This window comes from Pseudomonas sp. FEMGT703P (genome assembly GCF_002786345.1).
In the GTDB taxonomy this organism is placed as follows: Bacteria; Pseudomonadota; Gammaproteobacteria; order Pseudomonadales; family Pseudomonadaceae; genus Aquipseudomonas; species Aquipseudomonas peli.
The window spans coordinates 355571-379382 of the sequence record NZ_PGCM01000003.1 but is presented as its reverse complement, the minus strand read 5'-3'; the positions used below and the strand labels follow the sequence as shown (position 1 = coordinate 379382).

General features: G+C 61.3%; 19 protein-coding genes. 5 read left to right on the top strand and 14 right to left on the bottom strand.

Going from position 1 to position 23812, the window contains the following annotated elements:
- Positions 1 to 6: 6 nt before the first annotated feature.
- The 11 genes from trpE to CUR33_RS02585 all read right to left on the bottom strand — a co-directional run bounded on the left by trpE (position 7) and on the right by CUR33_RS02585 (position 13862).
- Entirely contained in the window at positions 7 to 1500 is a 1494-nt protein-coding gene (gene trpE / locus CUR33_RS02635; protein ID WP_289238611.1) for an anthranilate synthase component I, read from the bottom strand.
- A 236-nt stretch (positions 1501 to 1736) separates the two neighbouring features.
- A complete protein-coding gene (locus tag CUR33_RS02630; protein WP_289238610.1) occupies positions 1737 to 2432 on the bottom strand; it encodes a phosphoglycolate phosphatase in 696 nt (231 codons plus the stop codon).
- Positions 2429 to 3103 carry a ribulose-phosphate 3-epimerase gene (rpe, locus tag CUR33_RS02625; RefSeq protein ID WP_289238609.1) on the bottom strand — a complete coding sequence of 225 codons (675 nt, stop codon included), beginning with the start codon at positions 3101 to 3103 and terminating at the stop codon, positions 2429 to 2431. The genes CUR33_RS02630 and rpe overlap by 4 nt, the downstream gene beginning before the upstream one ends.
- Before the next feature lie 179 nt (positions 3104 to 3282).
- Positions 3283 to 4563, bottom strand: a complete 1281-nt coding sequence (gene gabT / locus CUR33_RS02620) for a 4-aminobutyrate--2-oxoglutarate transaminase (protein ID WP_289238608.1) — start codon at positions 4561 to 4563, stop codon at positions 3283 to 3285.
- Between the two features lie 81 nt (positions 4564 to 4644).
- Positions 4645 to 6102 carry an NADP-dependent succinate-semialdehyde dehydrogenase gene (gene gabD, locus CUR33_RS02615; RefSeq protein WP_448703063.1) on the bottom strand — a complete coding sequence of 486 codons (1458 nt, stop codon included), beginning with the start codon at positions 6100 to 6102 and terminating at the stop codon, positions 4645 to 4647.
- Positions 6103 to 6125: 23 nt separating this feature from the next.
- The gene (locus CUR33_RS02610; protein ID WP_090256112.1) at positions 6126 to 6953 is read right to left on the bottom strand and encodes an ABC transporter permease; all 828 of its coding nucleotides are present in this window, start codon (positions 6951 to 6953) and stop codon (positions 6126 to 6128) included.
- Positions 6954 to 7060: 107 nt separating this feature from the next.
- Positions 7061 to 8308 carry an ABC transporter permease gene (locus CUR33_RS02605; RefSeq protein ID WP_289238607.1) on the bottom strand — a complete coding sequence of 416 codons (1248 nt, stop codon included), beginning with the start codon at positions 8306 to 8308 and terminating at the stop codon, positions 7061 to 7063.
- A 116-nt stretch (positions 8309 to 8424) separates the two neighbouring features.
- On the bottom strand, positions 8425 to 9465 hold the full coding sequence (locus tag CUR33_RS02600) for an ABC transporter substrate-binding protein (protein ID WP_289238606.1): 1041 nt from the start codon (positions 9463 to 9465) through the stop codon (positions 8425 to 8427).
- A 55-nt stretch (positions 9466 to 9520) separates the two neighbouring features.
- Positions 9521 to 10630 (bottom strand): ABC transporter ATP-binding protein, encoded by a 1110-nt coding sequence (locus CUR33_RS02595; RefSeq protein WP_289238605.1) that lies wholly within the window; start codon positions 10628 to 10630, stop codon positions 9521 to 9523.
- A gap of 233 nt (positions 10631 to 10863) precedes the next feature.
- The gene (locus CUR33_RS02590) at positions 10864 to 11493 is read right to left on the bottom strand and encodes a response regulator (RefSeq protein WP_160089422.1); all 630 of its coding nucleotides are present in this window, start codon (positions 11491 to 11493) and stop codon (positions 10864 to 10866) included.
- Positions 11490 to 13862: a PAS domain-containing sensor histidine kinase gene (locus CUR33_RS02585; protein ID WP_448703064.1), complete on the bottom strand. Its 2373-nt coding sequence runs from the start codon at positions 13860 to 13862 to the stop codon at positions 11490 to 11492. The genes CUR33_RS02590 and CUR33_RS02585 overlap by 4 nt, the downstream gene beginning before the upstream one ends.
- A gap of 177 nt (positions 13863 to 14039) precedes the next feature.
- Between CUR33_RS02585 and CUR33_RS02580 the strand changes: the two genes are divergently transcribed.
- Positions 14040 to 15068, top strand: coding sequence for an alpha/beta hydrolase family protein (locus CUR33_RS02580; protein ID WP_289238603.1), 1029 nt, complete (start codon positions 14040 to 14042; stop codon positions 15066 to 15068).
- A gap of 2 nt (positions 15069 to 15070) precedes the next feature.
- On the opposite strand, the gene CUR33_RS02575 is transcribed toward CUR33_RS02580, so the two are convergent.
- The 3 genes from CUR33_RS02575 to CUR33_RS02565 are packed head-to-tail and all read right to left on the bottom strand — an operon-like array spanning position 15071 to position 17518.
- The gene (locus CUR33_RS02575) at positions 15071 to 15832 is read right to left on the bottom strand and encodes a DnaJ domain-containing protein (protein ID WP_289238602.1); all 762 of its coding nucleotides are present in this window, start codon (positions 15830 to 15832) and stop codon (positions 15071 to 15073) included.
- A gap of 1 nt (position 15833) precedes the next feature.
- Positions 15834 to 16505 (bottom strand): N-acetylmuramate alpha-1-phosphate uridylyltransferase MurU, encoded by a 672-nt coding sequence (gene murU / locus CUR33_RS02570; protein WP_289238601.1) that lies wholly within the window; start codon positions 16503 to 16505, stop codon positions 15834 to 15836.
- The gene (locus tag CUR33_RS02565) at positions 16502 to 17518 is read right to left on the bottom strand and encodes an aminoglycoside phosphotransferase family protein (RefSeq protein WP_282874169.1); all 1017 of its coding nucleotides are present in this window, start codon (positions 17516 to 17518) and stop codon (positions 16502 to 16504) included. The genes murU and CUR33_RS02565 overlap by 4 nt, the downstream gene beginning before the upstream one ends.
- 125 nt (positions 17519 to 17643) lie before the next feature.
- On the opposite strand from CUR33_RS02565, the gene CUR33_RS02560 reads away from it, so the two are divergent.
- From CUR33_RS02560 to rsmA, 4 genes are all read left to right on the top strand, one after another.
- Positions 17644 to 20415 (top strand): LPS-assembly protein LptD, encoded by a 2772-nt coding sequence (locus CUR33_RS02560; protein WP_289238600.1) that lies wholly within the window; start codon positions 17644 to 17646, stop codon positions 20413 to 20415.
- Positions 20396 to 21688 (top strand): peptidylprolyl isomerase, encoded by a 1293-nt coding sequence (locus CUR33_RS02555; protein WP_289238599.1) that lies wholly within the window; start codon positions 20396 to 20398, stop codon positions 21686 to 21688. The genes CUR33_RS02560 and CUR33_RS02555 overlap by 20 nt, the downstream gene beginning before the upstream one ends.
- Before the next feature lie 174 nt (positions 21689 to 21862).
- Positions 21863 to 22864 carry a 4-hydroxythreonine-4-phosphate dehydrogenase PdxA gene (pdxA, locus tag CUR33_RS02550; protein ID WP_289238598.1) on the top strand — a complete coding sequence of 334 codons (1002 nt, stop codon included), beginning with the start codon at positions 21863 to 21865 and terminating at the stop codon, positions 22862 to 22864.
- A 108-nt stretch (positions 22865 to 22972) separates the two neighbouring features.
- The gene (gene rsmA, locus CUR33_RS02545; RefSeq protein ID WP_090256072.1) at positions 22973 to 23776 is read left to right on the top strand and encodes a 16S rRNA (adenine(1518)-N(6)/adenine(1519)-N(6))-dimethyltransferase RsmA; all 804 of its coding nucleotides are present in this window, start codon (positions 22973 to 22975) and stop codon (positions 23774 to 23776) included.
- The last annotated feature ends 36 nt before the right edge of the window (positions 23777 to 23812 follow it).

Below are 23812 nucleotides of genomic sequence, written 5' to 3'. Positions count from 1 at the left end.
GACTCCTCAGCGCGTGGACGGGTCAGTGACGGTTTGCTCGGCGAGCGCCACAGCACGGAACATGGCGCGACGCTTGTTCAGCGTCTCCTCCCACTCCAGCGCGGGCACCGAGTCGGCCACAATGCCGGCACCGGCCTGCACATGCAGCTCGCCGTCTTTGATCACCGCGGTACGAATGGCGATGGCGGTGTCCATATTGCCGTTCCACGCCAGGTAGCCCACGGCGCCGCCGTAGACACCGCGCTTGACCGGTTCCAGCTCATCGATGATTTCCATCGCGCGAATCTTCGGTGCGCCGGACAAGGTGCCCGCCGGCAGAATGGCGCGCAGCGCGTCCATCGCCGTCAGGCCTTCTTTAAGGTGGCCGGTGACGTTGGAGACGATGTGCATCACATTGGAATAACGCTCAATTACCATCTTCTCGGTCAGTTTGACGCTACCGGTGCTGGCTACACGACCGACGTCGTTACGGCCCAAGTCGATCAGCATCAGGTGCTCGGCCACTTCCTTGGCATCGGACAACAGGTCCTCTTCCAGGGCCAGGTCAGCCTCCTCGTTGGCACCACGCGGGCGGGTGCCGGCAATCGGGCGCACGGTGACCAAGCCATCTTCCAGGCGCACCAGCACTTCCGGCGAGCTGCCGACCACGTGGAAGTCGCCGAAGTTGAAGAAGTACATGTAGGGCGTCGGGTTGATGCAACGCAGCGCGCGGTACAGATCAATCGGCGCAGCCTTGAACGGGATCGACATGCGCTGCGAGATCACCACCTGCATGCAGTCGCCGGCGAGGATGTACTCCTTGATCGCCTTGACTGCATTTTCGTAGTCATCGCGTTTGAAGCTGGAGATAAAGTCCGGCTCGGCACCGGCCGGCGCCGCCAGGTCCACGCCCAGGCGCGGGGTAATCGGCTGACGCAGCTTGTGCAGGATGTCCTGCAGGCGCGCTTGGCCCTGCTCCAACGCATCGGCATCGCTCGGATCAACCAGCACGATGGCGTGCATCTTGCCGGCCAGGTTGTCGAACACCACCACCGCATCGGACACCATCAGCAGGATATCCGGTGTACCCAAGGCATCGGGGTTAACACCCTTGGCCAGTTTGGGCTCGACGTAGCGCACGCTGTCATAGCCAAAGTAACCGACCAGACCACCGTTAAAGCGCGGCAAGCCGGCCAGCGTCGGTACCTTGTAGCGATCTTTGAACTGCTCGACAAAGGCCAGAGGGTCTTCGCAGTGATGACGCTCCACTTCGACACCGTCGACGCTAATGGTCACGTCATGCTCGTACGCACGCAACACGGTGCGTGCCGGCAGGCCAATGATGGAGTAACGCCCCCACTTCTCACCGCCCTGCACGGACTCCAGCAGGTAGGTGTTGGCCTCATCGGCCAGCTTCAGATAGATCGACAGCGGGGTGTCGAAATCCACCAGGGTTTCGCAGGCAACAGGAATGCGGTTATAGCCGGCAGCGGCTAAACGCAGGAATTCTTCGCGGGTCATGATCAGCCTCGTGGCTTGAGGTAATTCGGTCGAGTGCAAACGCGCCGCCTAGGCGGCCAAGATCAGATCAGGGGCGCCAGCGCCAACGGGCCAGGGCCTTGATGATTTTCATGTCGGTGCTTGCCGACCAACGCGTGCAGGTAACCACCACGAAGCTCTCTTATTTCAGGCGGGATTGGAGTTCGGCCACACTAGCGCAGGGCCGGACCCGAATCAACCCGCAAACCCCGGCAAAATCAGGGCTCAGCCGGGCGCAGCAAGCCGCTCAGACAATCCAGCACATGCGCAGGATTCTCCTCGGCAATCGGTCGGCCGTGGTTATAGCCGTAACTCAGCGCCACACAGGGCACGCCGGCAGCTCTGGCCGCCAACACGTCATTGCGCGAGTCACCGACAAACAGCGCGTGCGCAGCGTCCACTCGGGCCAGTTGCAGCACATACAGCAGCGCTGCCGGGTCGGGTTTCTGCTGAGGTAGCGTGTCGCCGCCGACAATCCAGCGGAAATAGCCACCGAGGCCTTTATCATCTAGCAACGGCGCGACAAAGCGTTCGGGCTTGTTGGTGACAATCGCCAGCTCCACTTGCTGCTCACGCAGCCAGTCCAGGGTCGGCTTTACACCGGCATAGACCTGGGTCAGCGCGTGGTTTTCGGCGTAATGCTGCATAAACAGCTCCAGCGCCTGCTCGGCGAGGGCCTCATCTACATGCTCATGTTGCAGCCCGCCCGCCAGGGCGCGACGTACCAGCACCCGCGCGCCATTGCCGACCCAATTACGCACCTGTGCCACACCCGCTGCCGGCCGCCCCAAATCGCGCAAAGTCTTGTCGATGGCAGCGGCCAGATCAGGCACCGAATCCACCAAGGTGCCGTCCAGATCAAACATCACCAGGCGCGGCAACTCGCCCAGGAACAGCTCGCGCAGCAGACTCATCCGCGAGCCTGAGCCAATTCAGCGCGCATGGCGTCGATCACTGCTTTGTAGTCCGGCTGATTGAAGATCGCCGAGCCGGCGACAAAGGTGTCGGCACCGGCAGCGGCGATTTCGCGAATGTTCTGCACATTCACCCCGCCGTCGATCTCCAGGCGGATTTCGCGGCCAGAGGCATCGATCAGCGCGCGGGCCTCTTTAAGCTTTTCCAGGGTATGGGGAATGAATTTCTGCCCACCGAAGCCTGGGTTGACGCTCATCAGCAGGATCATGTCGACCTTGTCCATCACGTGCTTGAGCACCTCCAACGGGGTGGCCGGGTTGAACACCAGACCGGCCTTGCAGCCGCCGTCGCGAATCAGCTGCAGCGAGCGGTCGATATGCTCAGAGGCTTCCGGGTGGAAGGTGATGTACGTGGCACCGGCCTCGATAAAGTCGCCGATGATGCGGTCAACCGGCTTGACCATCAGGTGTGCGTCGATCGGCGCGGTGATGCCGTATTTACGCAGCGCAGCACAGACCATCGGGCCGATGGTGAGGTTGGGCACGTAGTGGTTGTCCATCACATCGAAGTGCACGATGTCGGCACCGGCGGCGAGCACCTTGTCGACTTCTTCACCCAGGCGGGCGAAATCAGCGGAGAGAATCGACGGGGCAATGGCGAAGGGTTGCATAACGCACCTCGGTGGCATTCACGAAAGGCGCGCATTGTACCCGAGCGGATTCTCAGGCGTCGCTGGGACGATGGTCGGCAGGTGGCGCGGAGGGTGGATGGCACCATTTCATCCACCCTACGATAACGCAGATAACGAAAGACCCGCCAAAGCGGGTCTTTTGTATGAGCGCTGCGGGCTTACGCCAGTTCGTCGAAGCACTCGGCGATGATCGCCAGGCCACGGTCGAGCAGCGCATCTTCAGCGGTCAACGGCACCAGCACGCGCAGGACGTTGCCGTAAGTACCGCACGACAGCAGGATCAAACCCTTCTCGCGCGCCTTGGCAACAATCTGCCCAGTCAGAGCGGCGTTGGGTTTGTGCACGTCGCCACCTTCACAAAGCTCCATGGCAATCATGGCGCCCAGGGCGCGCACTTCGCCGATGCTGTTGTGCTTGGTTTGAATGGCCTTGAGGCCAGTGACCAGGCGCTCGCCCACTGCTTTGCAGCGATCCAGCAGCTGCTCTTCCTCAAACACTTCCATCACGGCCAGGGCTGCGGCGCAGGCAATCGGGCTGCCGGCGTAGGTGCCGCCCAGACCGCCTGGGGCGATGGCGTCCATGTATTCAGCTTTGCCGCACACGCCCGCCACCGGGAAACCGCCGGCGATGGATTTGGCAAAGGTGGTCAGGTCGGCGGCGACGCCCATCTGTTCCATGGCGAAGAAGGTGCCGGTACGGCCCGCGCCGGTCTGCACTTCGTCAGCGATCAGCAGGATGCCGTGCTGATCACACAGGGCGCGCAGGCGCAGCATGAAATCTTTTGGCGCGACGTAGAAACCGCCCTCGCCTTGCACCGGCTCGATGATGATCGCGGCGATGTCGCGCGGCTCAGCATCATTCTTGAAGATGCGCTCGATGCTGGCGATGGCGTCATCGGTGCTCACGCCGTGCAGCTCGCACGGGTACTGGGCGCGGAAGATGCCGCCCGGCATCAGACCCATACCGGCCGAGTACGGCACGACTTTACCGGTCAAACCCAGGGTCATCATGGTGCGGCCGTGGTAGCCGCCGGTGAAGGCGATCACGCCAGCACGGCCGGTGGCAGCGCGGGCGATTTTGATCGAGTTTTCCACGGCTTCGGAGCCGGTGGTGACCAGCAGGGTCTTCTTGGCGAAGTCGCCTGGCACGCGTGCGTTAACTTTCTCGCACAGTTCAACGTACGGCTCGTACGCCAGCACCTGGAAGCAGGTGTGAGTCAGTTTGGTCAGCTGTTCTTGCACCGCCGCCACCACTTTCGGGTGCAGGTGGCCGGTGTTGAGCACCGCGATGCCGCCGGCGAAGTCAATAAACTCGCGGCCTTCAACGTCGGTTACGGTGGCGTTCTTCGCCGATTCAGCAAAGATCGGGTGGATCTGGCCCACGCCGCGTGGAACGGCAGCGGTGCGGCGTTGCATCAGGGATTCGTTGGTCTTGCTCATGCGGTCCTCGTTAGGAGTGCAGGTTGTTCAGGAGGTGGAAAACGCGTTGCGCGTCTTCCACCTTATGGATTCAGGCCACGCTTAGATTCCGAGGCACAGGTATTTGATCTCCAGGTACTCATCCAGGCCGTACTTGGAGCCTTCACGGCCCAGGCCGGAGGACTTCATCCCGCCAAACGGCGCGACCTCGGTAGAGATCACCCCGGTATTGATGCCGACCATGCCGTACTCCAGCGCCTCGGCCACACGGAATACACGGCCCAGATCACGGGCATAGAAGTAGGCGGCCAGACCAAACTCGGTGTCGTTGGCTTGGCGAATCACCTCAGCCTCATCGCTAAAGCGAAACAGCGGGGCCAGCGGACCGAAGGTTTCTTCACGGGCCACGGCCATCTCGGCCGTCACGCCGGTAACGATGGTTGGTTCAAAGAAATTGCCGCCTAAGCTATTGCCGCCCGCCAGCAGGGTAGCGCCTTTTTCCAGGGCGTCGTGCAGGTGGCGCTGCACCTTGATCACGGCGTCGGCGTTGATCAGCGGGCCGGTGGTTATGCCCTCGTCCATGCCGTTGCCGACCTTGAGCTTGGCCACTGCGGCTTGTAGCTTGGCGGCGAAGGCGTCATACACACCGTTCTGAATGTACAGGCGGTTGGCGCATACGCAGGTCTGCCCGGCGTTACGGTACTTGGAGATGATCGCCCCTTCCACGGCGGCATCCAGGTCGGCGTCGTCGAAGACGATAAACGGCGCGTTGCCGCCCAGCTCCAGTGAGAGTTTTTTCAACGTCGGCGCGCACTGCTGCATCAGTTTGATGCCCACGCCGGTGGAGCCGGTGAAGCTCAGCTTGCGCACGATGGGGTTGTCGCATAGCTCACCGCCGACCTCACGACTGGCGTCCACATCGGCCGGGATCACGCTGAGCAAGCCCGCCGGAATGCCCGCTTGCTCGGCCAGTGCGGCCAGCGCCAGCGCGGAGAACGGCGTTTGCGGCGCAGGTTTGAGTACCATCGCGCAGCCCACGGCCAGCGCCGGGCCGGCTTTGCGGGTGATCATCGCGCTGGGAAAATTCCACGGGGTGATGGCTGCCGTCACGCCCACGGGTTCTTTTTGCACCAGGATGCGCTTATCGCCGGCATGGGCGGGAATCACATCGCCGTAAGCACGCTTGGCTTCCTCGGCAAACCATTCGATAAACGAGGCCGCGTAGGCAATCTCGCCACGGGCCTCAGCCAAGGGTTTGCCTTGCTCGGCGGTCATGATCCGCGCCAGATCTTCCTGGTTAGCCATGATCAGGTTGAACCATTGGCGCAGGCGATTGGCTCGCTCCTTGGCCGTCAGAGCCCGCCAAGCCGGTTGCGCGATTTGCGCAGCTTCAATGGCGCGGCGGGTTTCGGCGCGGCCCATGTTCGGCACGCTGCCGATCACTTCATCGGTCGCCGGGTTACGGATCTCGGTTCGTGCACCGTTGTCGGCCTCACACCACAGGCCGTTCACGTAAGCCTGCTGGCGCAGCAGGCTGGGGTTATTTAATTGCAGGCTCATGGGACTCTCGTGTTCCGGAGGATTCAGGATGGCTGCTGCGTGCGCAGTTTCTCGCTACGGCCACGCAGCCACTCCAGGGTCAGCAGCAGCAGGATGGAGAAACCGATCAGCAGGGTCGCGGCGGCGGCAATGGTGGGCGACAGGTTCTCGCGAATGCCGCTGAACATCTGCCGTGGCAGGGTGGCCTGTTCGGGGCCGGCGAGAAACAGGGTCACCACCACCTCATCGAACGAGGTGGCGAAGGCGAACAATGCGCCACTGATTACCCCGGGTGCGATCAGCGGCAAGGTCACCCGGCGAAAGGCGGTCAGCGGCGAAGCACCCAGGCTGGCGGCGGCGCGTACCAGGTTGTAGTTGAAGCCTTGCAGTGTCGCCGACACGGTGATGATGACGAACGGCACGCCGAGCACCGCATGCACCAGGATCAGCCCCAAGTAGCTGTTGCCCAACCCCATGGGGGCGAAGAACAGGTAGCTGGCCACCCCGACTATGACCACTGGCGCCACCATCGGCGAGATGACCAGGCTCATCACCAGGGCCTTACCACGAAACTCGCCACGGGTCAGGCCGATGGCGGCCAGCGTACCGAAGAGCATCGCCAGGAGCGTGGCGGCGGGAGCAATGATCAGGCTGTTTTTCAGCGAACGCATCCACTCAGCGGAGGTGAAGAAGTCTTCGTACCAGCGCAGCGAGAAGCCCTGCAACGGGTACACCAGAAAACTGCCGGAGTTGAACGACAGCGGAATGATCACCAGAACAGGCAGGATCAGGAACAGCAGCACCAGCGCACACAGGCTGCGGTGGGTCCAGAACCAGGCACGTTCGATCGGCGATTTGTAGGGGCTCAGCATCTGCATTCTCCAATCATTCTCTAGCGGGGCAACGCCCCTCTCCCGCCCTGCGGGCACACTCGCCCGGAGGAGCGAGGGTCATCAGTTGGCCTGCTGCGCAGGCCTTTTTATCCCAGACGCAGGCGGCTCGCGCCCACCAACCAGCTGTACACCACATAGAGCAGCATGGTGGCCAGCAACAGCAGGCCGCCGAGGGCTGTGGCCATGCCCCAGTTGATGGTGGTGTTGGTGTAGAAGGCGACGAAGTAGCTGATCATCTGGTCGCTCGGGCTGCCCAGCAGGGCCGGGGTGATGTAGTAGCCAATGGACAGGATGAACACCAACAGACAGCCGGCACCGACGCCAGCCAGGGTCTGCGGGAAGTACACCCGCCAGAAGCTGGCGAAGGGATGGCAGCCAAGGGAAATCGCCGCACGCATATAGCTCGGTGAGATGCCCTTCATCACGCTGTAGATCGGCAGAATCATAAACGGCAGCATGATGTGCACCATCGCCACATAGACCCCGGTGCGGTTGAACACCAGCTGCAGCGGCTGGTCGATAATGCCCATGGCCATCAGCGCGCTGTTGATCAGCCCGCCCGACTGCAGCAGTACGATCCACGCCGCCACCCGCACCAGGATCGAAGTCCAGAACGGCAGCAACACCAGGATCATCAGCAGGTTGCTGGTGCGGGTCGGCAGGGTGGCCAGCAGGTAGGCCAGCGGATAGGCCAGCACCAGGCAGAGGGCGGTGATCACCAGGCCCATCCAGAAGGTACGGGCGAAAATGTCCAGGTAGATAGCCTGATCCGGGGTAGCCGGGGCCAGTTCGCCAAGGTCGTCAATGCGGTGGTCGAGGGCCGCCAGCAAGTAGTAAGAGGTGAAAGCGCTGTCGTTACGGCGGATCACCTGCCAGTAGGCTGGGTCGCCCCAGCGCTCGTCGAGGCTCTCCAGGGCATTCTTGTAGGAGGCCGGTTCCTGCTTGAACGGCAGCGCACGCCCGGTCTTGGCCATCAGGCTGCGGTAACCGGCCAACTCCATGTTCAGGCGCTTGGACAGATCACCAATGGTCTGCTGCTTGCGCGCCTCGGCCAGGTCGAGGCTGAGAGCCTTGTAGGCCGCCTCTTCCGGCAGGCCACGGCCATCCCAGGTGGCAATCGCCGCAACGGTACGCGGCAGGCTGCTCACCACCTCGGGGTTTTCCACGCTTTTATAGAGAAGAATGCCAATCGGCAGGATGAACACCACCACGAGGAACACCAACAGCGGCAGGATCAGGCCCTGCGCCTTGAGGCGGTTGATCCGCTCGGCACGCGCCAATTTCTGCTTCAGGGTGAGCCCGGCGAATTCGCTGAGGGGGACGGTTTCAGCCATTGCTAGCTCCGCTAAATCTGGCCGCGCGAGGCGGCAGGAAAAAAGAGACAAGGGGGCGCCAACGGCGCCAGCCCCATCCCCAGACCCTCTCCCGTAGGAGAGGGGGTGTTAGCAACTTACTTGGCGGCCCAGGCGTTGAAGCGCTGTTCCAGCTGTTCGCCGAAATCGGCCCAGAACTCCACGTTCATGGCGACCTGGCCGGCGATGTTTTCCGGGGTGGTCGGCATGTCTGCCAGCAGGCCCTTGTCGAGCAGCGCGACGGCGTTCTTGTTGGCCGGGCCGTAGGCGATATTCGACGAGTAGACCTTCTGCTGATCAGGCTGCACGGTGAAGGCAGCGAAGGCCTTGGCCGCATCAAGGTCCTTGGCACCTTTTGGGATAGCCCAGGAGTCGAAGTCGTAGACGCCGCCATTCCACACCACTTTCAGGTTGCTCTCCTTCTGCACGGCAGCGATGCGGCCGTTATAGGCGGAGCTCATGACCACGTCACCGGAAGCGAGGAACTGCGGCGGCTGAGCGCCGGCCTCCCACCACTGGATGTGCGGTTTGATCTGATCGAGCTTTTTGAAGGCACGATCCTGGCCTTCCTGGGTAGCGAGCACGCCATACACGTCTTTCGCTGCCACGCCGTCAGCCATCAGGGCGAACTCCAGGGTGTACTTAGCACCCTTGCGCAGGCCGCGCTTACCGGGGAATTTGGCCACGTTCCAGAAATCGGCCCAGCCGGTTGGGGCGCTGGCCAGCTTGTCGGCGTTGTAGGCGAGCACTGTCGACCAGACGAAGAAGCCCACGCCGCATGGCTGCACGGCACCGTCGATAAAGTTGGCGGCATCGCCGAACAGGGCCGGGTCGAGTTCCTCAAACAGACCTTCGTCACAGCCGCGCGCCAGCTCCGGCGACTCCACTTCCACCAGACTCCACGACACACTTTTGGTATCGACCATAGCTTTGACCTTGGCCATCTCACCGTTGTATTCACCGGCGATCACCTTACCGTTACCGGCCGCTTCCCACGGCTGGTAGAAGGCCTTGGTCTGCGCCTCCTTGTTGGCACCACCGAAGGAAATCACCGTCAGATCGGCGGCGGCCGCTTGGCCGGCGCAGGCCAGGCCGAGAGCCAGGGCGCCGAGGCGCAGGTTGCTGTGCAGTTTGCTCATTGTTGTTCTCTCCACTGTGCAGGGTTGTTAAACAGGCTCTGGGGTACTAAAGCACTCACTCCGCCAGCAGCGGGTCGAGAGCGCGAACGTGCTCCACATGCCAGCCAAGCGGCACCACATCGCCCACACCCATGGTGGGATCGAGCTCGGCGATCGGCTGCTTGACGAAGAAATCGGGCTTGCCGCACACCTCCATACGGATGCGCACGTGGTCGCCCAGGTAGATGAATTCCGCCACGCGCCCGGAGAAGCGGTTGGCGCACTGCTCGCTGGCACCGTTCAGGCGCACGCGCTCGGGGCGAATCGACAGGGTCACCGGCTCACCCAGCCCACCAACGTTCACCGCCAGCGCCTCGACCTGCTCGCCACGAGGCAGGCCAATCACGCAACGCTCGCCGTCGTGGCTGATCAACTGGCCGCTGAGACGGTTGTTTTCGCCGATAAAGTTGGCGACGAAGGTGTTCTTCGGCGACTCGTAGAGGTCACGAGGCGGGGCGATCTGCTGGATCTCGCCCTGGTGGAACACCGCCACGCGGTCGGACATGGTCAGCGCTTCGCCCTGGTCGTGGGTGACGTAGACCACAGTCACGCCCAGACGCTGGTGGATATGTTTGATTTCCATCTGCATATGCTCGCGCAGCTGCTTGTCCAGCGCGCCAAGCGGCTCGTCCATCAGCACCAGCTGCGGTTCGAACACCAGGGCACGGGCCAGGGCCACGCGCTGCTGCTGCCCGCCGGAGAGCTGCGCCGGATAGCGATTACGGAAGCTGTCGAGCTGGACCATGGACAGGGCTTTTTTCACCCGCTCGGTGCTGTCGGTACGCGACATGCCGCGCACACTCAGAGGGAAGGCCAGGTTCTCGGCCACGGTCATGTGCGGAAACAGCGCGTAGTTCTGGAACACCATGCCGATGTCACGCTTGTGCGGCGGCAGGCGGTTGAGCGAGCGACCGTCGAGCAGAATCTCGCCGGCAGTGGGAGTTTCGAAACCGGCCAGCATCATCAGGCTGGTGGTTTTACCCGAACCGGACGGCCCCAACAGGGTGAGAAATTCGCCCTTGCGGATATCCAGATTGAGATCTTTGACGATCAGGTTTTCGCCGTCGTAGCTCTTTTGCACACCACGAAAGCTCACCAGTACATCGTTTGCCTGAGACCCGCTCATCGCCACACCCTTGTTGTTGTCTGCACGCTGATGGCACAAGACTAGGGGGGTTAAAGCGGGGGCATAATCGGGCTGGATGACAACCTGCTGTCAGGCAGCAGGAGAACCTTCTGTAGGAATTGCCCTACAAAAACCAGCCCTCACTCAGCGCGCACAGAAGTCGTGCGCACGCCACGCCGGCCGGGCCTTGCAAGCCGGGCAAGGACACATCAAAGCATCCTTAAAGCACCGTTTTAGAGCAGTTTATGCTCCATGGCATAGCGCACCAGGTCTGCCACCGAGTGCAGCCCGAGCTTCTGCATCAGCCGCGCTTTGTGGGTGCTGACGGTCTTGTTGCTGACGGCCAGGTGCAGGGCAATGTCATTGACCCCTTCACCGCGCACCAGCCGCTCGAACACGGAAAACTCACGCTCGGACAGCTGCACATGGGGTGGGCGTGAGTCCGTCAGGCCCACCTCAAAGACCATGCGGTCGGCCAGTTCCGGATCAATGTAACGGCCGCCACTGGCCACCTTGCGGATGGCGGCGATCAGCAGCGCCGGATCGCTGTCCTTGGTCGCGTAACCAGCCGCTCCGATCTTCAGCGCACGCGCCGCCATCTGCGCTTCATCGTGCATGGACAGCACCAGAATCGCCGGTGGCCGCAGCAGCGCCCGGATCCGCGGAATGGCCTCAAGGCCGTTGACGCCGGGCATGGAAATATCCAGCAGCACCACATCACACTCAACCTTGCGTAAGGTCTCCAGCAACTGCTCGCCATTGCTCGCCTCCCCCACTACCTCAAGGTCGCGCGCCATACCAATCAGCTGCTTGATGCCTTCACGCACGATGGCGTGGTCTTCTGCCACCAATACCCGAATCACGTCAGTGCCTCCTCATCCAGCGCCACATGCGCCAGCAGCGTAGTGCCCTCGCCTGGCTGGCTGTCAATCTGTAAACGCCCGCCCAGCATTAATACCCGTTCCTGCATGCCGACCAGGCCGAACGATTGCCCGGCTTTGCGGGGTGCCTGCGCAAAGCCCTTACCGTCGTCAATCACGCACAGGCACAGCTCGCCCTGCTCCACGCGCAAGTAAACCTGCACGCTCTGCGCACCGGCGTGGCGCATCACGTTGGTCAGCGCCTCCTGCAAGATGCGGAACAGGCCAATGGCCTTGGCATCGCTGAGTGGCGGCAGGTGGTCGGGCACCTCCACCAGGCAGGGAATCTGGGTGCGCGCTTCAAAGCGGCGCACCTGCCATTCGATGGCCGAGGCAATGCCTGCATCCAGGATCGGCGGGCGCAACGCCGTGGCCACATCGCGGACCAACTGGAACAGATTAGCGATCAGCTTTTTCATGCTGGTCAGACGCTCATCCAGGCCCGCGACCTGACCGGCAAAGGCCAGCTCACACATGGCGGTTTCCAGCTTGAGCACGGTCAGCACCTGGCCGAGCTCGTCGTGCACCTCGCGGGCAATCCGGGCTTTTTCTTCCTCGCGGACGCTTTCCAGGTGGGCCGCCAGTTCGCGCAGGTGGGCACGGGACTCAGCCAACGCCAGCTCGACCTGCTTGTTCTCGGTGATGTCCCAGACGATACCGTCCCACACCACCCGCCCTTCACCCAAGCTACGCGCTGTGGCCTTGATGTCCGCCCAGCGCAGCTCGCCGTCGCGAGTCAGAATGCGACCCTGCCATTGCCAATCGCAGTCGCCCAGCAGCGCGGCATCCTGGGTCTGGTGATAGCGCGCTTGATCCTCAGGATGGACCAGGCTGCGGATGCCACGGTCTTCGCGCTGCAACTCGGCCGCTGGATAGCCCACCAACTCCAGGCTGGCTTCGCTGATGTAGGCAAACTCCACCGGTTGCTCGGCGCTGGCCCGCTCCAGCCGGAACACCAACCCCGGCACATTGCCGGCAATCCCTTTGAGGCGCGCTTCGCTTTCCTGCAAGGCGGCCTGTGCGCGGCGCCGTTCGGTGACATCAGTGATAAAAACCACGAGGTATTCCGATTGGTCAAAGCGCAAAAAGCTCAATGACACATCCACCGGCAAGCGGCTGCCATCGGCGCGCTGACAGTCGATCTCAAAGCCAGGCAAAGGCTCCTGGCTGCCACGGGCCTGCCGCCAGAGAGTCAACCAACGGTCCATGCTCAGCGCAGGTTCCAGTTGCACCAGCGGCATGTCGACCAACGCGTCGCGGCCATAGCCCAGCATGCGTTCAGCCGCCAGGTTGGCATAACGCACATGGCTGTCCCAATTGACCCAGAGGATGCCCACGGTGCTGTTATCAATCGAAAACTGGCTCAGCCGCAGCGCCTGCTCGGCAGCCTCGCGCTGGCTCAGCACTGCGCGGGCGTCCAGCAATTGACGCTCCAGGCTGCGGCGTTGCAGTAACAGGTAGCGGACAATCGCAGCCAGCGTCAGGAGGATGAGACCGAGAAACACACTGACGCCTTTCCAAAACGCCAGTGGGTTGCCCAGCTGACGCGTTGACAGGGGAAACCAGCGCGCTTGCAGCTGCTCAAGCTCTCCACCGGGCAACGCTTGCAAGGTGCGCTGGAGAATATCGGCGAGCAGCGGTGCATCGCGGCGACTGCCAATGCGCAGCAACTGCGGCAAGCCAATGTCACCGATGATGCTCAAGCCGGCAAACTGGGTTTCACGCAGCAACAAGCTCAGCCGCGCCTCGTCTACCACCGCGTAACTGACCTCTTGGCGCAACAACAGATCCAGCGCCTCACGTTCATTGCCCACCGGCTGCAACTGCACATTGCTGTGCGTTACGCGCAGGTATTCCTGTACGGCACTAGGCGCACGCACAGCAACTTTTTCATCGCGGCCGATTCGGTCAAGGTCCACCGCACTGCTGCCGCGCCGCTCGCCCACTACCAGATGCGGTACGCGCAAGTACGGATCAGAAAAGCGCCAACGCCTTAGGCCTTGCGGGGTTTGTTGTAGACCGGGGGCCAGGTCGACTTCGCCGCGTTGCAGGGCGGCTTCCAGCGCGTCCTGGCCGGCAAAACGTAGCCACTGCCCCTGCACACCCATGCCTTGCAGCAGGCGATTCATCAGGTCCACGTTGGCACCTGATAGGCGCTGCTGGCGGCGATCAAATTGCGCCCAGGGCGCCTGCATCACCAGACCAACCCGCAGGGTTTGGTGATCGCTCAGCCACGCACGCTGCTCGGCGCTAAAGGCCGGCCTCAGGGGCAACACATTACTCTCGGCCGCGCACAGCAGCGCCGGCCACAGTAAAAGAACAATCAACAGGCGCTTCAACGCAACCACACTCCACAGGGGGGAAACGACCGAGCAGGATCCAGCAACCCTTACCTTACTCCAGTCCTGAAGGGCTTAGAGCTATTCAGCCCTGACAAAGGCACGCCTAGGTATTAGGCTTCAGTGGCCTGCCCCGAGAAGGAATGCCTGATGCGCCGCTTTAGCCCGACATGGCCCACCCTGTTCAGCCTGCTCTTAGCACTGCTGCTGGTTCACCCCCTGCAGGCTGAGGAGAGCGACAGCGCCACCCCTGAAGCCAGCCCAGAGACTCCCGCCGAGACACCTCGCGCGCCCCTGCCCGAACGCAGCGAAGTGGACGCAACGGCGCTGGAGCAACGGGTGGAGCAGAAGGAGCAGCAACAGCTGAAAGCGGGCGAGGAACCCTTTCTGGCGCTCTGGCTGCCAGCCAACGTGGCCGAGCCCAGCGGCGCTGTGATTATTGTCCCGGGCGATGATGAGAGTGCCGACTGGCCACAAGGCGTCGGCCCCCTGCGCAGCAAATTACCCAATGGTGGCTGGCACAGCTTAAGCCTGACCCTGCCCGACCCCAACAGTGATGCACCGCCAGTGCGCATCGCCGAACCAGCGCCCACCGAAGAGCCCGCCGCCGACGCCGCGCCAACGCCAGCAGAGAACGCGGCCGAGAACAGCCCTGCGGCAGATGAAGCCGCTGCGCAAACCACCGACAGCCCGCTCGACAGCGCCGAAACAGCGGAAACTAAACTGAAAGCCATTGAGGAACAGCGCAAGGCGCATGCCGAGCGGGTTTTGGCACGTATCGAGGCGGCCATCGGCTTTGCCGAACAACAACAAGCCAAGCGCGTTGTGTTGCTCGGTCATGGCAGTGGCGCTTACTGGGCCGCACGCTACCTGGCAGAGCGCAAGCCTGACCAAATCAAAAACTTGCTGCTGGTCGCCGCACAGTTGCCTGCTGGCTACACCCCGCCGCTTGATGAGTTGATCCCACAACTGCAACTGGCCACTGGCGACTTCTACTACAAGGACCTCGCCACCGACCGACAAGCCGCACTCAAACGCTCGCAAGCCAGCAAACGCCAGAAACACCCCAGCTACATACAGATCGCCATGAAAGCGTTGCCGGGCAACCGCGAAGCTGAACAAGAGCAGCTCTACCGTCGTATTCGGGGCTGGCTGACGCTGAAACTGGAGGCAAAGTAGCCTCAGCGAAAACCGTGGCGCTGGCGAATCAAATCATAGGCTTGGTGCAATTCACGGGTGCGCTCAGTGGCTTCACGCACACGCTCAGCCGAGGCGCCGCTGCCCGCCAGCTTATCCGGGTGGTGGCGACTCAATAAGCGCCGGTACGCCTGCTTGATCTGCGCAGGCTCGGCATCGGCAGTTACATTCAATAACGTGAGGGCACGCTGATAGGCGTTGCTGGCCGTCGACACCAGAGGGCCTTGTTGCGGCGCATAAGCGTCACTCAGCTGCGCTTGGGTTGCCGAGGAAACCTGCAACCATTTGCCCCAGAGCATGATGAGCTCATGCTCGGCCTGGCTGACCTGGCCATCCACCCAGGCCATCCGCCAGCAGGCACGCAGTAATGCTTCACGACGTGCACGCTGGCGCCGCAGTGGCGCTCGCAGGCTGTCACGGCCCACCTTGCCCTGCGCGAAGGCCGCTATCGCCTGACGCTGCCCCTCGGTGTCCAGCCCAAGACGTGTCATTTCTGCCCGCGCTTGCTGGATATGCACGGGCAGAACACGGCCGCCACTCTTGGCCAAACGCCCCAGCAAGACGAAAAGTAGCCACTCATCACGCGACTCTGCGCGACCACCTAGGCGTTCACGCAAGGCTGCCCACGACTCTAGGCGCAGACGCCGATCCAGTACCTGCCCGAGCAAACCGCCGAGCATGGCGCCCGGAATACTGGCCACTGCCAGCCCCGCAACCGTCCCCAGCAGGGTCGCAGGCCAAAGCATCTCAGCGCCGCGCCTCTAGCAACTGCTCGACCTGGGCCAAACGTTCATGGGTTCCCACATCCACCCAGCAACCATCAAACCGCTCACCGGTTACCTGTCCGGTTGCCATCGCGGCACGCAACAGCGGTGCCAGCGAAAAGACGCCCGGCTGACAATCACTGAACAGCGCGGGGGATAACACCGCCATGCCGCTATAGGTCAGGCTGTCCTGGCCTGCTTGCGCATCCGTAACCTGCCCTTTCTGCAAACAGAAGTCGCCCTTGACGTGATGGCCAGGGTTCTCGATCAGCACCAGGTGCGCCAGGCCAGATAACGGACGGCGCAACTCGGCAAAGGGGTAGTCGGTGAAGATATCGCCATTGATCAGCACAAACGGCTGATCGCCCAGCAAAGGCAAGGCCTGAAAGATCCCGCCGCCGGTTTCCAACGGTTCACCCTCAGCGGAATAGGCAATGCTGACGCCGAAGCGCGATCCATCACCCAGGTAATCCTCGATCTGCTGTCCCAGCCAGGCATGGTTAATCACCAGTTCGGTAAATCCGGCAGCCGCCAACGCGCGCACGTGGTATTCGATCAAGGGCACGCCGGCCGCACGCACCAATGGTTTTGGAGTATGCAGGGTAAGCGGGCGCAGCCGCTCACCTTTGCCAGCTGCCAGAATCATCGCCTTCATACGGGCTCCCGTCGCAAGCTGCCGAGCAACTCAGCCAATTCAGCCAGCTCCGGCCGACGCGCCAATACCGCCTCTATATAAGAGAAGAAACGCGGCACGTCCCCCAAGTACTTGGGTTTACCATCACGATGGCAAATACGCGCGAAGATGCCTATTACCTTGAGGTGGCGTTGCACCCCCATCAAGTCGCTGGCCCGCAGAAAATCATCCAGCACCGGCTGAACCGGCACACCCGCCTCACGTGCCTGCTGCCAATACTGTTCCAGCCAACTGCGCACGCGCGCCTCGGGCCAACTGAGGAAGGCATCCTTGAAGAGACAAGTGACGTCATACGTCACCGGGCCATAGACGGCATCCTGAAAATCCAGCACACCCGGATTCGGCTCGCTGAGCATCAAGTTGCGCGGCATGTAGTCACGGTGCACCAGCACCTTGGGCTGGGCTAGCGCGCTGTCGATCAACAACTGACTGGCACGTTGCCAGAGAGCCTGCTGCTGCTCGCTGAACTCGACACCCAGGTGGCGCTGTACATACCACTCGGGGAAGAGCTGCAGTTCACGACGCAGCAAAGCATCATCATAGTGGGGGAGTGGCGTGGTCATCGGCAGTCGCTGAAACGCCAAGAGCGCTTGCAGCGCGTCAGCAAACAACTCATCAGCATTGTCTTCGTTGATCACATCCAGGTAGGTCTGCCGGCCAAGATCGTTGAGCAATAAAAAACCTCGCTCAAGGTCAGCGGCAAGAATCTGCGGCACATTTAGGTGCGCCTCAGCGAGCATATGCGCCACTTTTACGAACGGCGCGCAGTCTTCCTGCGGCGGCGGCGCATCCATCACGATCAGGGTCCGCCCGGCGCCTTGCCAGCGGAAATAACGGCGAAAACTGGCGTCACTGCTAGCAGAGGTAAGCGTGGCGGCGGGTACAGCGCCCCAACCCTGTTTAGCAAACAGCCCAGGCAGCTGCTGATCCAGCCAGTTTTCGAGAAGTTTTAAGCGTACATCTTCATCAGGCATTACAAGGTCTCCGACGGCGCTAGCCGTTGCGCGGGTCATGCTTTATTATCCAGCATCTTTTCAAGCCCATCGAGAGGCGTGCGGCCTCAGGGCCAATGGCGCGCAGGAAGCCCGGAAAAAATAAGATGGCAGTAAAATACCCCGCGTTTCGTAAAAAATTCCCTCTACTGGTCACTGGCAGCCTTCTGGCGCTACAACCTTTAGCCGTTCCTTTTGCTATCGCTGCCGAGCAGTATGATTGCCAGGTTTCCGCCACCGGCGGCTGGGCATGTGCCCCGAAGACCAGCAATGCTGCACTGCCTGCACGGCCAGTACAACGTGATTCGGTCGCCAGCAACAAAGCCGGCGAAAGCAGCACCGAAGCACCTGAAGGGAAAGCCGCGCAAGCGACCCTGGTGACTGAAAGCCGTGGCAAAGGCCTTGCTTCGCGCAGCGCTGACTACAGCCACCTGGACTGGGTGCCGCGCGAAAACCTCAGCGCTGCTCAGTTAGCTGAAGCCGGCCCTTACTGCGCAGGCGCGTATGTAGAGCCGACGCGCCCGGGCATGGACGACAAAACGCCGATGGACGAGGCACCGATGTTCGTATCGGCCAAAGCCTCGCGTTATGAGCAAGAAGAGCAAGTCGCCACCCTCGCCGGTGACGTGGTTCTGCGCCAAGCGGGCATGCAGGTCGAAGCGGATGAAGCCAACCTGCGCCAGGCGGAAAACCGCGGCGAGCTGATCGGCAATGTGCGCCTGCGTGATCAGGGCATGCTGGTAGTGGGTGACCGCGCCGAGCTGCAGCTGGACAACGGTGAAGCCAAAGTCGACAACGCCGAATACGTCCTGCACAAGAGCCATATCCGCGGCAACGCGCTCTACGCCAAGCGCGAAGAAAGCGCGATTATCCGCCTGAAAGACGGCACCTATACCAGCTGTGAGCCCGGCAGTAACGCCTGGCACCTGAAGGGCAACAACATCACCCTGAACCCGGCCACCGGTTTCGGCACGGCGACCAACGTCACTCTGCGGGTGAAGAATATTCCGGTTTTCTACACACCTTATATCTACTTCCCGATTGATGACCGTCGCCAGTCCGGCTTCTTGCCGCCGAGCATCGGCAGCTCAAGCGATAATGGCCTGACTCTGCAAACACCGTACTACTTCAACCTGGCGCCGAACTATGACGCCACGCTGTACCCGACCTATATGAGCGATCGCGGCTTGATGATGGAAGGCGAATTCCGCTACCTCACCAAGAACAGCGAAGGTCAGGTTGGCGGCGCGTATCTCGACGACAGTAACGATGATCGTAAGCTGCAGTCGGATTACGAAGATCAGCGCTGGATGTACAGCTGGCAACATAAGACAGGCATGACTTCGCGCCTGCTGGCGGAAGTTGATTACACCGACATCAGCGACCCTTACTACTTCCAGGACCTGGATACTGACCTGGGTGTAAGCGCAACGGGTTATGTCAATCAGCGCGGCACATTGACTTATCGTGGCGACAGTTACACCGCGCGCCTGAATGCTCATGCTTATGAGCTGGCCAACATTACTGACATCACCCCGTATAACCGCCTGCCGCAGCTCACGCTGGATGGCGTACTGCCATTTAAACCCGCAGGCGTTAACTTCAGTTATGGCACGGAATATGTGCGCTTCGACCGCAGCCTGCGCAAAGGCAACTTCGTCAATGAAGATGGCGTAGTTGAGCAGCCGTGGTACGACACCGTCGTCAAAGGCCTGGCTCGCGCCAACGGTGATCGCCTGCATGTCGAGCCGGCAGTTAGCCTGCCATTGAACTGGAGCTGGGGCTATTTCAAGCCGCAGGTCAAGTATCTGCAGACCAACTACGACCTGACACTTGATCAGCAAGGCAAGAATACGCTGCTGGCAGAGCAGGAATACAAGAGCAGCCAAAGCCGTGGTGTCGGCATGTTCAGCCTGGACAGCGGCCTATACTTTGACCGCAACACTCAATGGTTCGGCAAGTCCTACCGTCAGACTCTTGAGCCTCGCCTGTTCTACCTCTATGTTCCCGAGGAAGACCAGACAGATATTCCGGTCTTTGACACCAGCGAAAGCAACTTCAGCTACTCCTCGCTGTGGCGTGAAAACCGCTTCTCCGGCAAGGATCGTATCGGCGACGAGAACAAACTCTCTCTGGGTGTGACTAATCGCTGGATTGAGCCAAATGGTTTTGAGCGTCAGCGCTTCAGCATTGGCCAAGCGTTCTATTTTGAAGATCGCCAGGTCCAATTGCCAGGCATTGATTACCGCACTCGCGGTGATGCAACAGCATCGGTATCGCCTTACGCGCTTGAGTACCTGTATCGCTTTAACCGCGACTGGCGCTTCTCGTCGGACTTCAACTGGGATCCAGACAGTGGCAGCACCCGCTCGGGTAGCGCCATGTTCCACTACCAGCCAGAAGACAATCCGAACAAGGTGGTCAACGCCGGGTACCGTTACCGCAATGATACTGTGCGCTATGACGAAGCCAGTGGTAACTGGGTAGTTGGCGGTGGTGACTACGGTACCCCAGGCAGCCCGAACTACATCAAGGACTACTACAAGATCAGCCAGCACGATTTCTCGGTCATCTGGCCTATCGTGCCGCAGTGGAGCGTGATCTCTCGCTGGCAGTATGACTACGGCCGCGACCGTACGCTGGAGGCCTTCGCAGGCTTCGAGTACGACAGCTGCTGCTGGAAACTGCGTCTGATCAACCGCTACTGGATTGACTACGACGAAGTCAGCTTGAACCCGTCACTGAACGACCAGGCTGATCGCGGCATCTTCTTGCAGATCGTACTCAAAGGTCTGGGTGGCGTAGTCGGCAATAAAGTTGAGACTTTCCTCGACCAAGGCATTCAAGGTTATCGTGAACGTGAAGATCAAGCTTTCTGATTGCGTGCGCCCCCTGCTGTTGGGCGCGCTGTTTCTGGGTACCGCAGCAAATGCTGCGGTTCAACCACTCAACCGCGTTGTAGCGATTGTCGACAATGATGTAGTGATGCAAAGCCAGCTCGACTCACGCTTGCGTGAAGTGCAGCAAACCATCACCCAACGCGGTGCAGCCCTGCCGCCGGAGCACGTGCTCAGCCAGCAAGTGCTTGAGCGCCTGATCATCGAGAACATCCAGCTACAGATTGGCGAACGCTCTGGCATTCGCATCACGGATGAAGAGCTGAACCAGGCCATTGGCACCATCGCCCAGCGTAACGGCATGAGCATCGAGCAGTTCCGCGCCGCCTTGGCGGCAGATGGCCTCTCGTACACCGATGCCCGTGACCAAGTTCGCCGCGAGATGATCATCAGCCGTGTGCGCCAACGCCGCGTGGCTGAGCGCATCCAGGTCACCGATCAGGAAGTGCAAAACTTCCTCGCCTCAGACATGGGCAAGATGCAGCTGTCGGAAGAATTCCGCCTGGCTAACATCCTGATCCCGGTCACCGAAGCTGCATCTCCGGAAGATATTCAGGCGGCCGAGCGTCAAGCTCGTGAGCTGTACCAGCAACTGCAACAGGGTGCCGACTTCGCCCAGCTGGCCATTGCCCGCTCGGCCAGCGAAACCGCGCTGGAAGGTGGCGAAATGGGCTGGCGTAAAGCTGGGCAGTTGCCACCGCCTTTCGACAGCATGCTTAGCGCACTGTCGGTGGGCCAGGTGACGGAGCCGATGCGGACTCCCGGCGGCTTTATCATGATCAAGCTGCTGGAAAAGCGTGGCGGTGACAGCCAGGTACGCGACGAAGTGAACGTTCGCCATATCCTGATCAAACCCAGCGAAATCCGTAGCGAAGCTGAAACCAAACGCCTGGTTGAACGCTTGTACCAGCGGATCCTGGCCGGGGAAGATTTCGCCGAACTGGCGAAGAACTTCTCCGAAGACCCAGGCTCGGCGCTGAACGGCGGCACCCTGAGCTGGATCGACCCGAATGTACTGGTACCTGAATTCCGCGCAGTGATGAACAACACGGCAGCTGGCGAGCTGTCCAAACCTTTCAAGAGCCCTTACGGCTGGCATGTTCTCGAAGTCATGGGCCGCCGCGCCACGGACAGCAGCGCACAGTACCGCGAGCAGCAGGCAATGACCGTACTGCGTAACCGCAAGTACGATGAAGAGCTGCAAGCGTGGCTGCGCCAGATCCGCGACGAAGCCTACGTCGAAACCAAACTCTGACAGGCACATCGCGCTCGCGCAGACAACCGAAAAGCCTGGCTCATGCACATGCAGAGCCGGGCTTTTTTGTGGCCGCTCAAACCTGGCGGCTACTCGCCAGGGCGACGCATAATGCCTCATCGCCCTCGTCACCTGATGGGCTAACCCTTATGGCACAGACGTGAGAGCCCCTCCATGAACACCGCCCGCCTTTTTGCGCTAACACCTGGCGAACCAGCCGGCATAGGCCCCGACCTCTGCCTGCTGCTGGCGCGTCACGCACAGCCGCATGCGCTGATTGCCATCGCCAGTCGCGACTTGTTAGCTGAGCGCGCCCAGCTGCTTGGGTTAAGCATTGACCTGATCAACGTCAGCCCCGGTGCCTGGCCAGGCCAGGCTGCGGCGGCAGGTAGTCTGTACGTCTGGGATACACCACTCGCCGCGGCCGTGGTTGCTGGCCAGCTGAACGCACGTAACGCGCCCTACGTACTGGAAACACTGACCCGCGCCGGCCAGGGCTGCCTCGACGGCCACTTCGCGGGCATGATTACCGCCCCCGTGCACAAGGGCGTGATCAACGAAGGCGGGATTGCCTTCTCCGGGCACACCGAGTTTCTCGCCGAACTGACCCACACCGAGCAGGTTGTGATGATGCTCGCTACCCACGGCCTGCGTGTGGCGTTGGTGACCACACACTTGCCACTCAAGGATGTAGCCGCAGCCATCACCCCAGAGCGTCTAAGTCGCGTCACACGTATTCTCGACCATGACCTGCGCACGAAATTCGGCATCACTGCCCCGCGTATTCTGGTTTGCGGTCTCAACCCGCACGCCGGTGAAGGCGGCCATTTGGGCATGGAAGAAATCGAGGTGATAGAGCCCACCCTGCAGCAGTTACGAAGCGAAGGTATCAACCTGATCGGCCCACTACCCGCCGACACGCTGTTCACTCCCAAACACCTAGAGCACTGCGATGCGGTGCTGGCGATGTACCACGACCAGGGCTTGCCGGTGCTCAAATACAAAGGCTTTGGCGCTGCGGTGAACATCACCTTGGGGCTGCCGATCATCCGCACCTCGGTCGATCACGGCACTGCGCTGGACTTGGCGGGTAGCGGTAAAATCGACAGCGGCAGCCTGCAGGTCGCCTTGCAAACGGCCTATGAAATGGCCTCCAGCCAGGTGAAAAGCGCCTGACTGCAACGCCCGGCACGGGGCGTACGCCGCCAATGCTGTTAAACTGACGGGCTTTCTACCCGCGTTAAATTCGCTTCAAGCCGATGCTTTGAAGCCTGGAGCTGCTGCATGTCCGAATACCAACACCGCGCGCGCAAGCGTTTCGGCCAGAACTTCCTGCATGACGCAGGGGTGATTCACCGCATTCTGCGCGCCATCTTCGCCCGCGAAGGTGAACACATGCTGGAAATCGGCCCAGGCCAGGGCGCATTGACCGAAGGGTTGCTGAGCAGCGGCGCGCAGCTCGACGTGATTGAACTCGACCGCGACTTGGTGCCGATCCTGCAACACCAGTTCGGCAGCAACCCGCGCTTTCGCCTGAACCAGGGCGACGCCCTCAAATTCGATTTCAACCAGCTACAGGCTGCACCACGCAGCCTGCGTGTGGTCGGCAACCTGCCCTACAACATCTCCACGCCACTGATCTTCCACCTGCTGAGCAATGCCGCATTGATTCGCGACATGCACTTTATGCTGCAGAAGGAAGTGGTTGAGCGCATGGCCGCAGTGCCCGGCGGCGGCGACTGGGGCCGGTTGTCGATCATGGTGCAGTACCACTGCCGTGTGGAGCACCTGTTCAATGTCGGTCCTGGCGCGTTCAATCCGCCGCCAAAAGTTGATTCGGCGATCGTCCGCCTGGTGCCACACGAGGTGCTGCCGCACCCGGCCAAGGACCACCACCTGCTTGAGCGTGTGGTTCGCGAAGCCTTTAACCAACGGCGTAAGACACTGCGTAACACCTTGAAGAACTTACTGCCGGCCGATGCCATCGAAGCGGCGGGCGTCGATGGCAGCCTGCGCCCTGAGCAACTGGATCTGGCTGCGTTTGTACGCCTGGCGGACAAACTGGCCGAACACCCCAACGCCGACTGACAGCGGCTAGACTGCTTCTGCCTACCGAGTTAATTA

Bases quoted from the DNA above. Each gene is read 5' to 3' on its own strand.
- CUR33_RS02595 (WP_289238605.1), bottom strand. From the start codon at position 10,630: ATGAGCGGGTCTCAGGCAAACGATGTACTGGTGAGCTTTCGTGGTGTG.
- CUR33_RS02610 (WP_090256112.1), bottom strand. From the start codon at position 6,953: ATGCTGAGCCCCTACAAATCGCCGATCGAACGTGCCTGGTTCTGGACC.
- CUR33_RS02560 (WP_289238600.1), top strand. From the start codon at position 17,644: ATGGCAGTAAAATACCCCGCGTTTCGTAAAAAATTCCCTCTACTGGTC.
- rsmA (WP_090256072.1), top strand. From the start codon at position 22,973: ATGTCCGAATACCAACACCGCGCGCGCAAGCGTTTCGGCCAGAACTTC.
- CUR33_RS02600 (WP_289238606.1), bottom strand. From the start codon at position 9,465: ATGAGCAAACTGCACAGCAACCTGCGCCTCGGCGCCCTGGCTCTCGGC.
- CUR33_RS02575 (WP_289238602.1), bottom strand. From the start codon at position 15,832: ATGCTTTGGCCTGCGACCCTGCTGGGGACGGTTGCGGGGCTGGCAGTG.
- rpe (WP_289238609.1), bottom strand. From the start codon at position 3,103: ATGCAACCCTTCGCCATTGCCCCGTCGATTCTCTCCGCTGATTTCGCC.
- murU (WP_289238601.1), bottom strand. From the start codon at position 16,505: ATGAAGGCGATGATTCTGGCAGCTGGCAAAGGTGAGCGGCTGCGCCCG.
- gabT (WP_289238608.1), bottom strand. From the start codon at position 4,563: ATGAGCAAGACCAACGAATCCCTGATGCAACGCCGCACCGCTGCCGTT.
- trpE (WP_289238611.1), bottom strand. From the start codon at position 1,500: ATGACCCGCGAAGAATTCCTGCGTTTAGCCGCTGCCGGCTATAACCGC.
- CUR33_RS02605 (WP_289238607.1), bottom strand. From the start codon at position 8,308: ATGGCTGAAACCGTCCCCCTCAGCGAATTCGCCGGGCTCACCCTGAAG.
- pdxA (WP_289238598.1), top strand. From the start codon at position 21,863: ATGAACACCGCCCGCCTTTTTGCGCTAACACCTGGCGAACCAGCCGGC.
- CUR33_RS02630 (WP_289238610.1), bottom strand. From the start codon at position 2,432: ATGAGTCTGCTGCGCGAGCTGTTCCTGGGCGAGTTGCCGCGCCTGGTG.
- CUR33_RS02580 (WP_289238603.1), top strand. From the start codon at position 14,040: ATGCGCCGCTTTAGCCCGACATGGCCCACCCTGTTCAGCCTGCTCTTA.
- gabD (WP_448703063.1), bottom strand. From the start codon at position 6,102: ATGAGCCTGCAATTAAATAACCCCAGCCTGCTGCGCCAGCAGGCTTAC.
- CUR33_RS02565 (WP_282874169.1), bottom strand. From the start codon at position 17,518: ATGCCTGATGAAGATGTACGCTTAAAACTTCTCGAAAACTGGCTGGAT.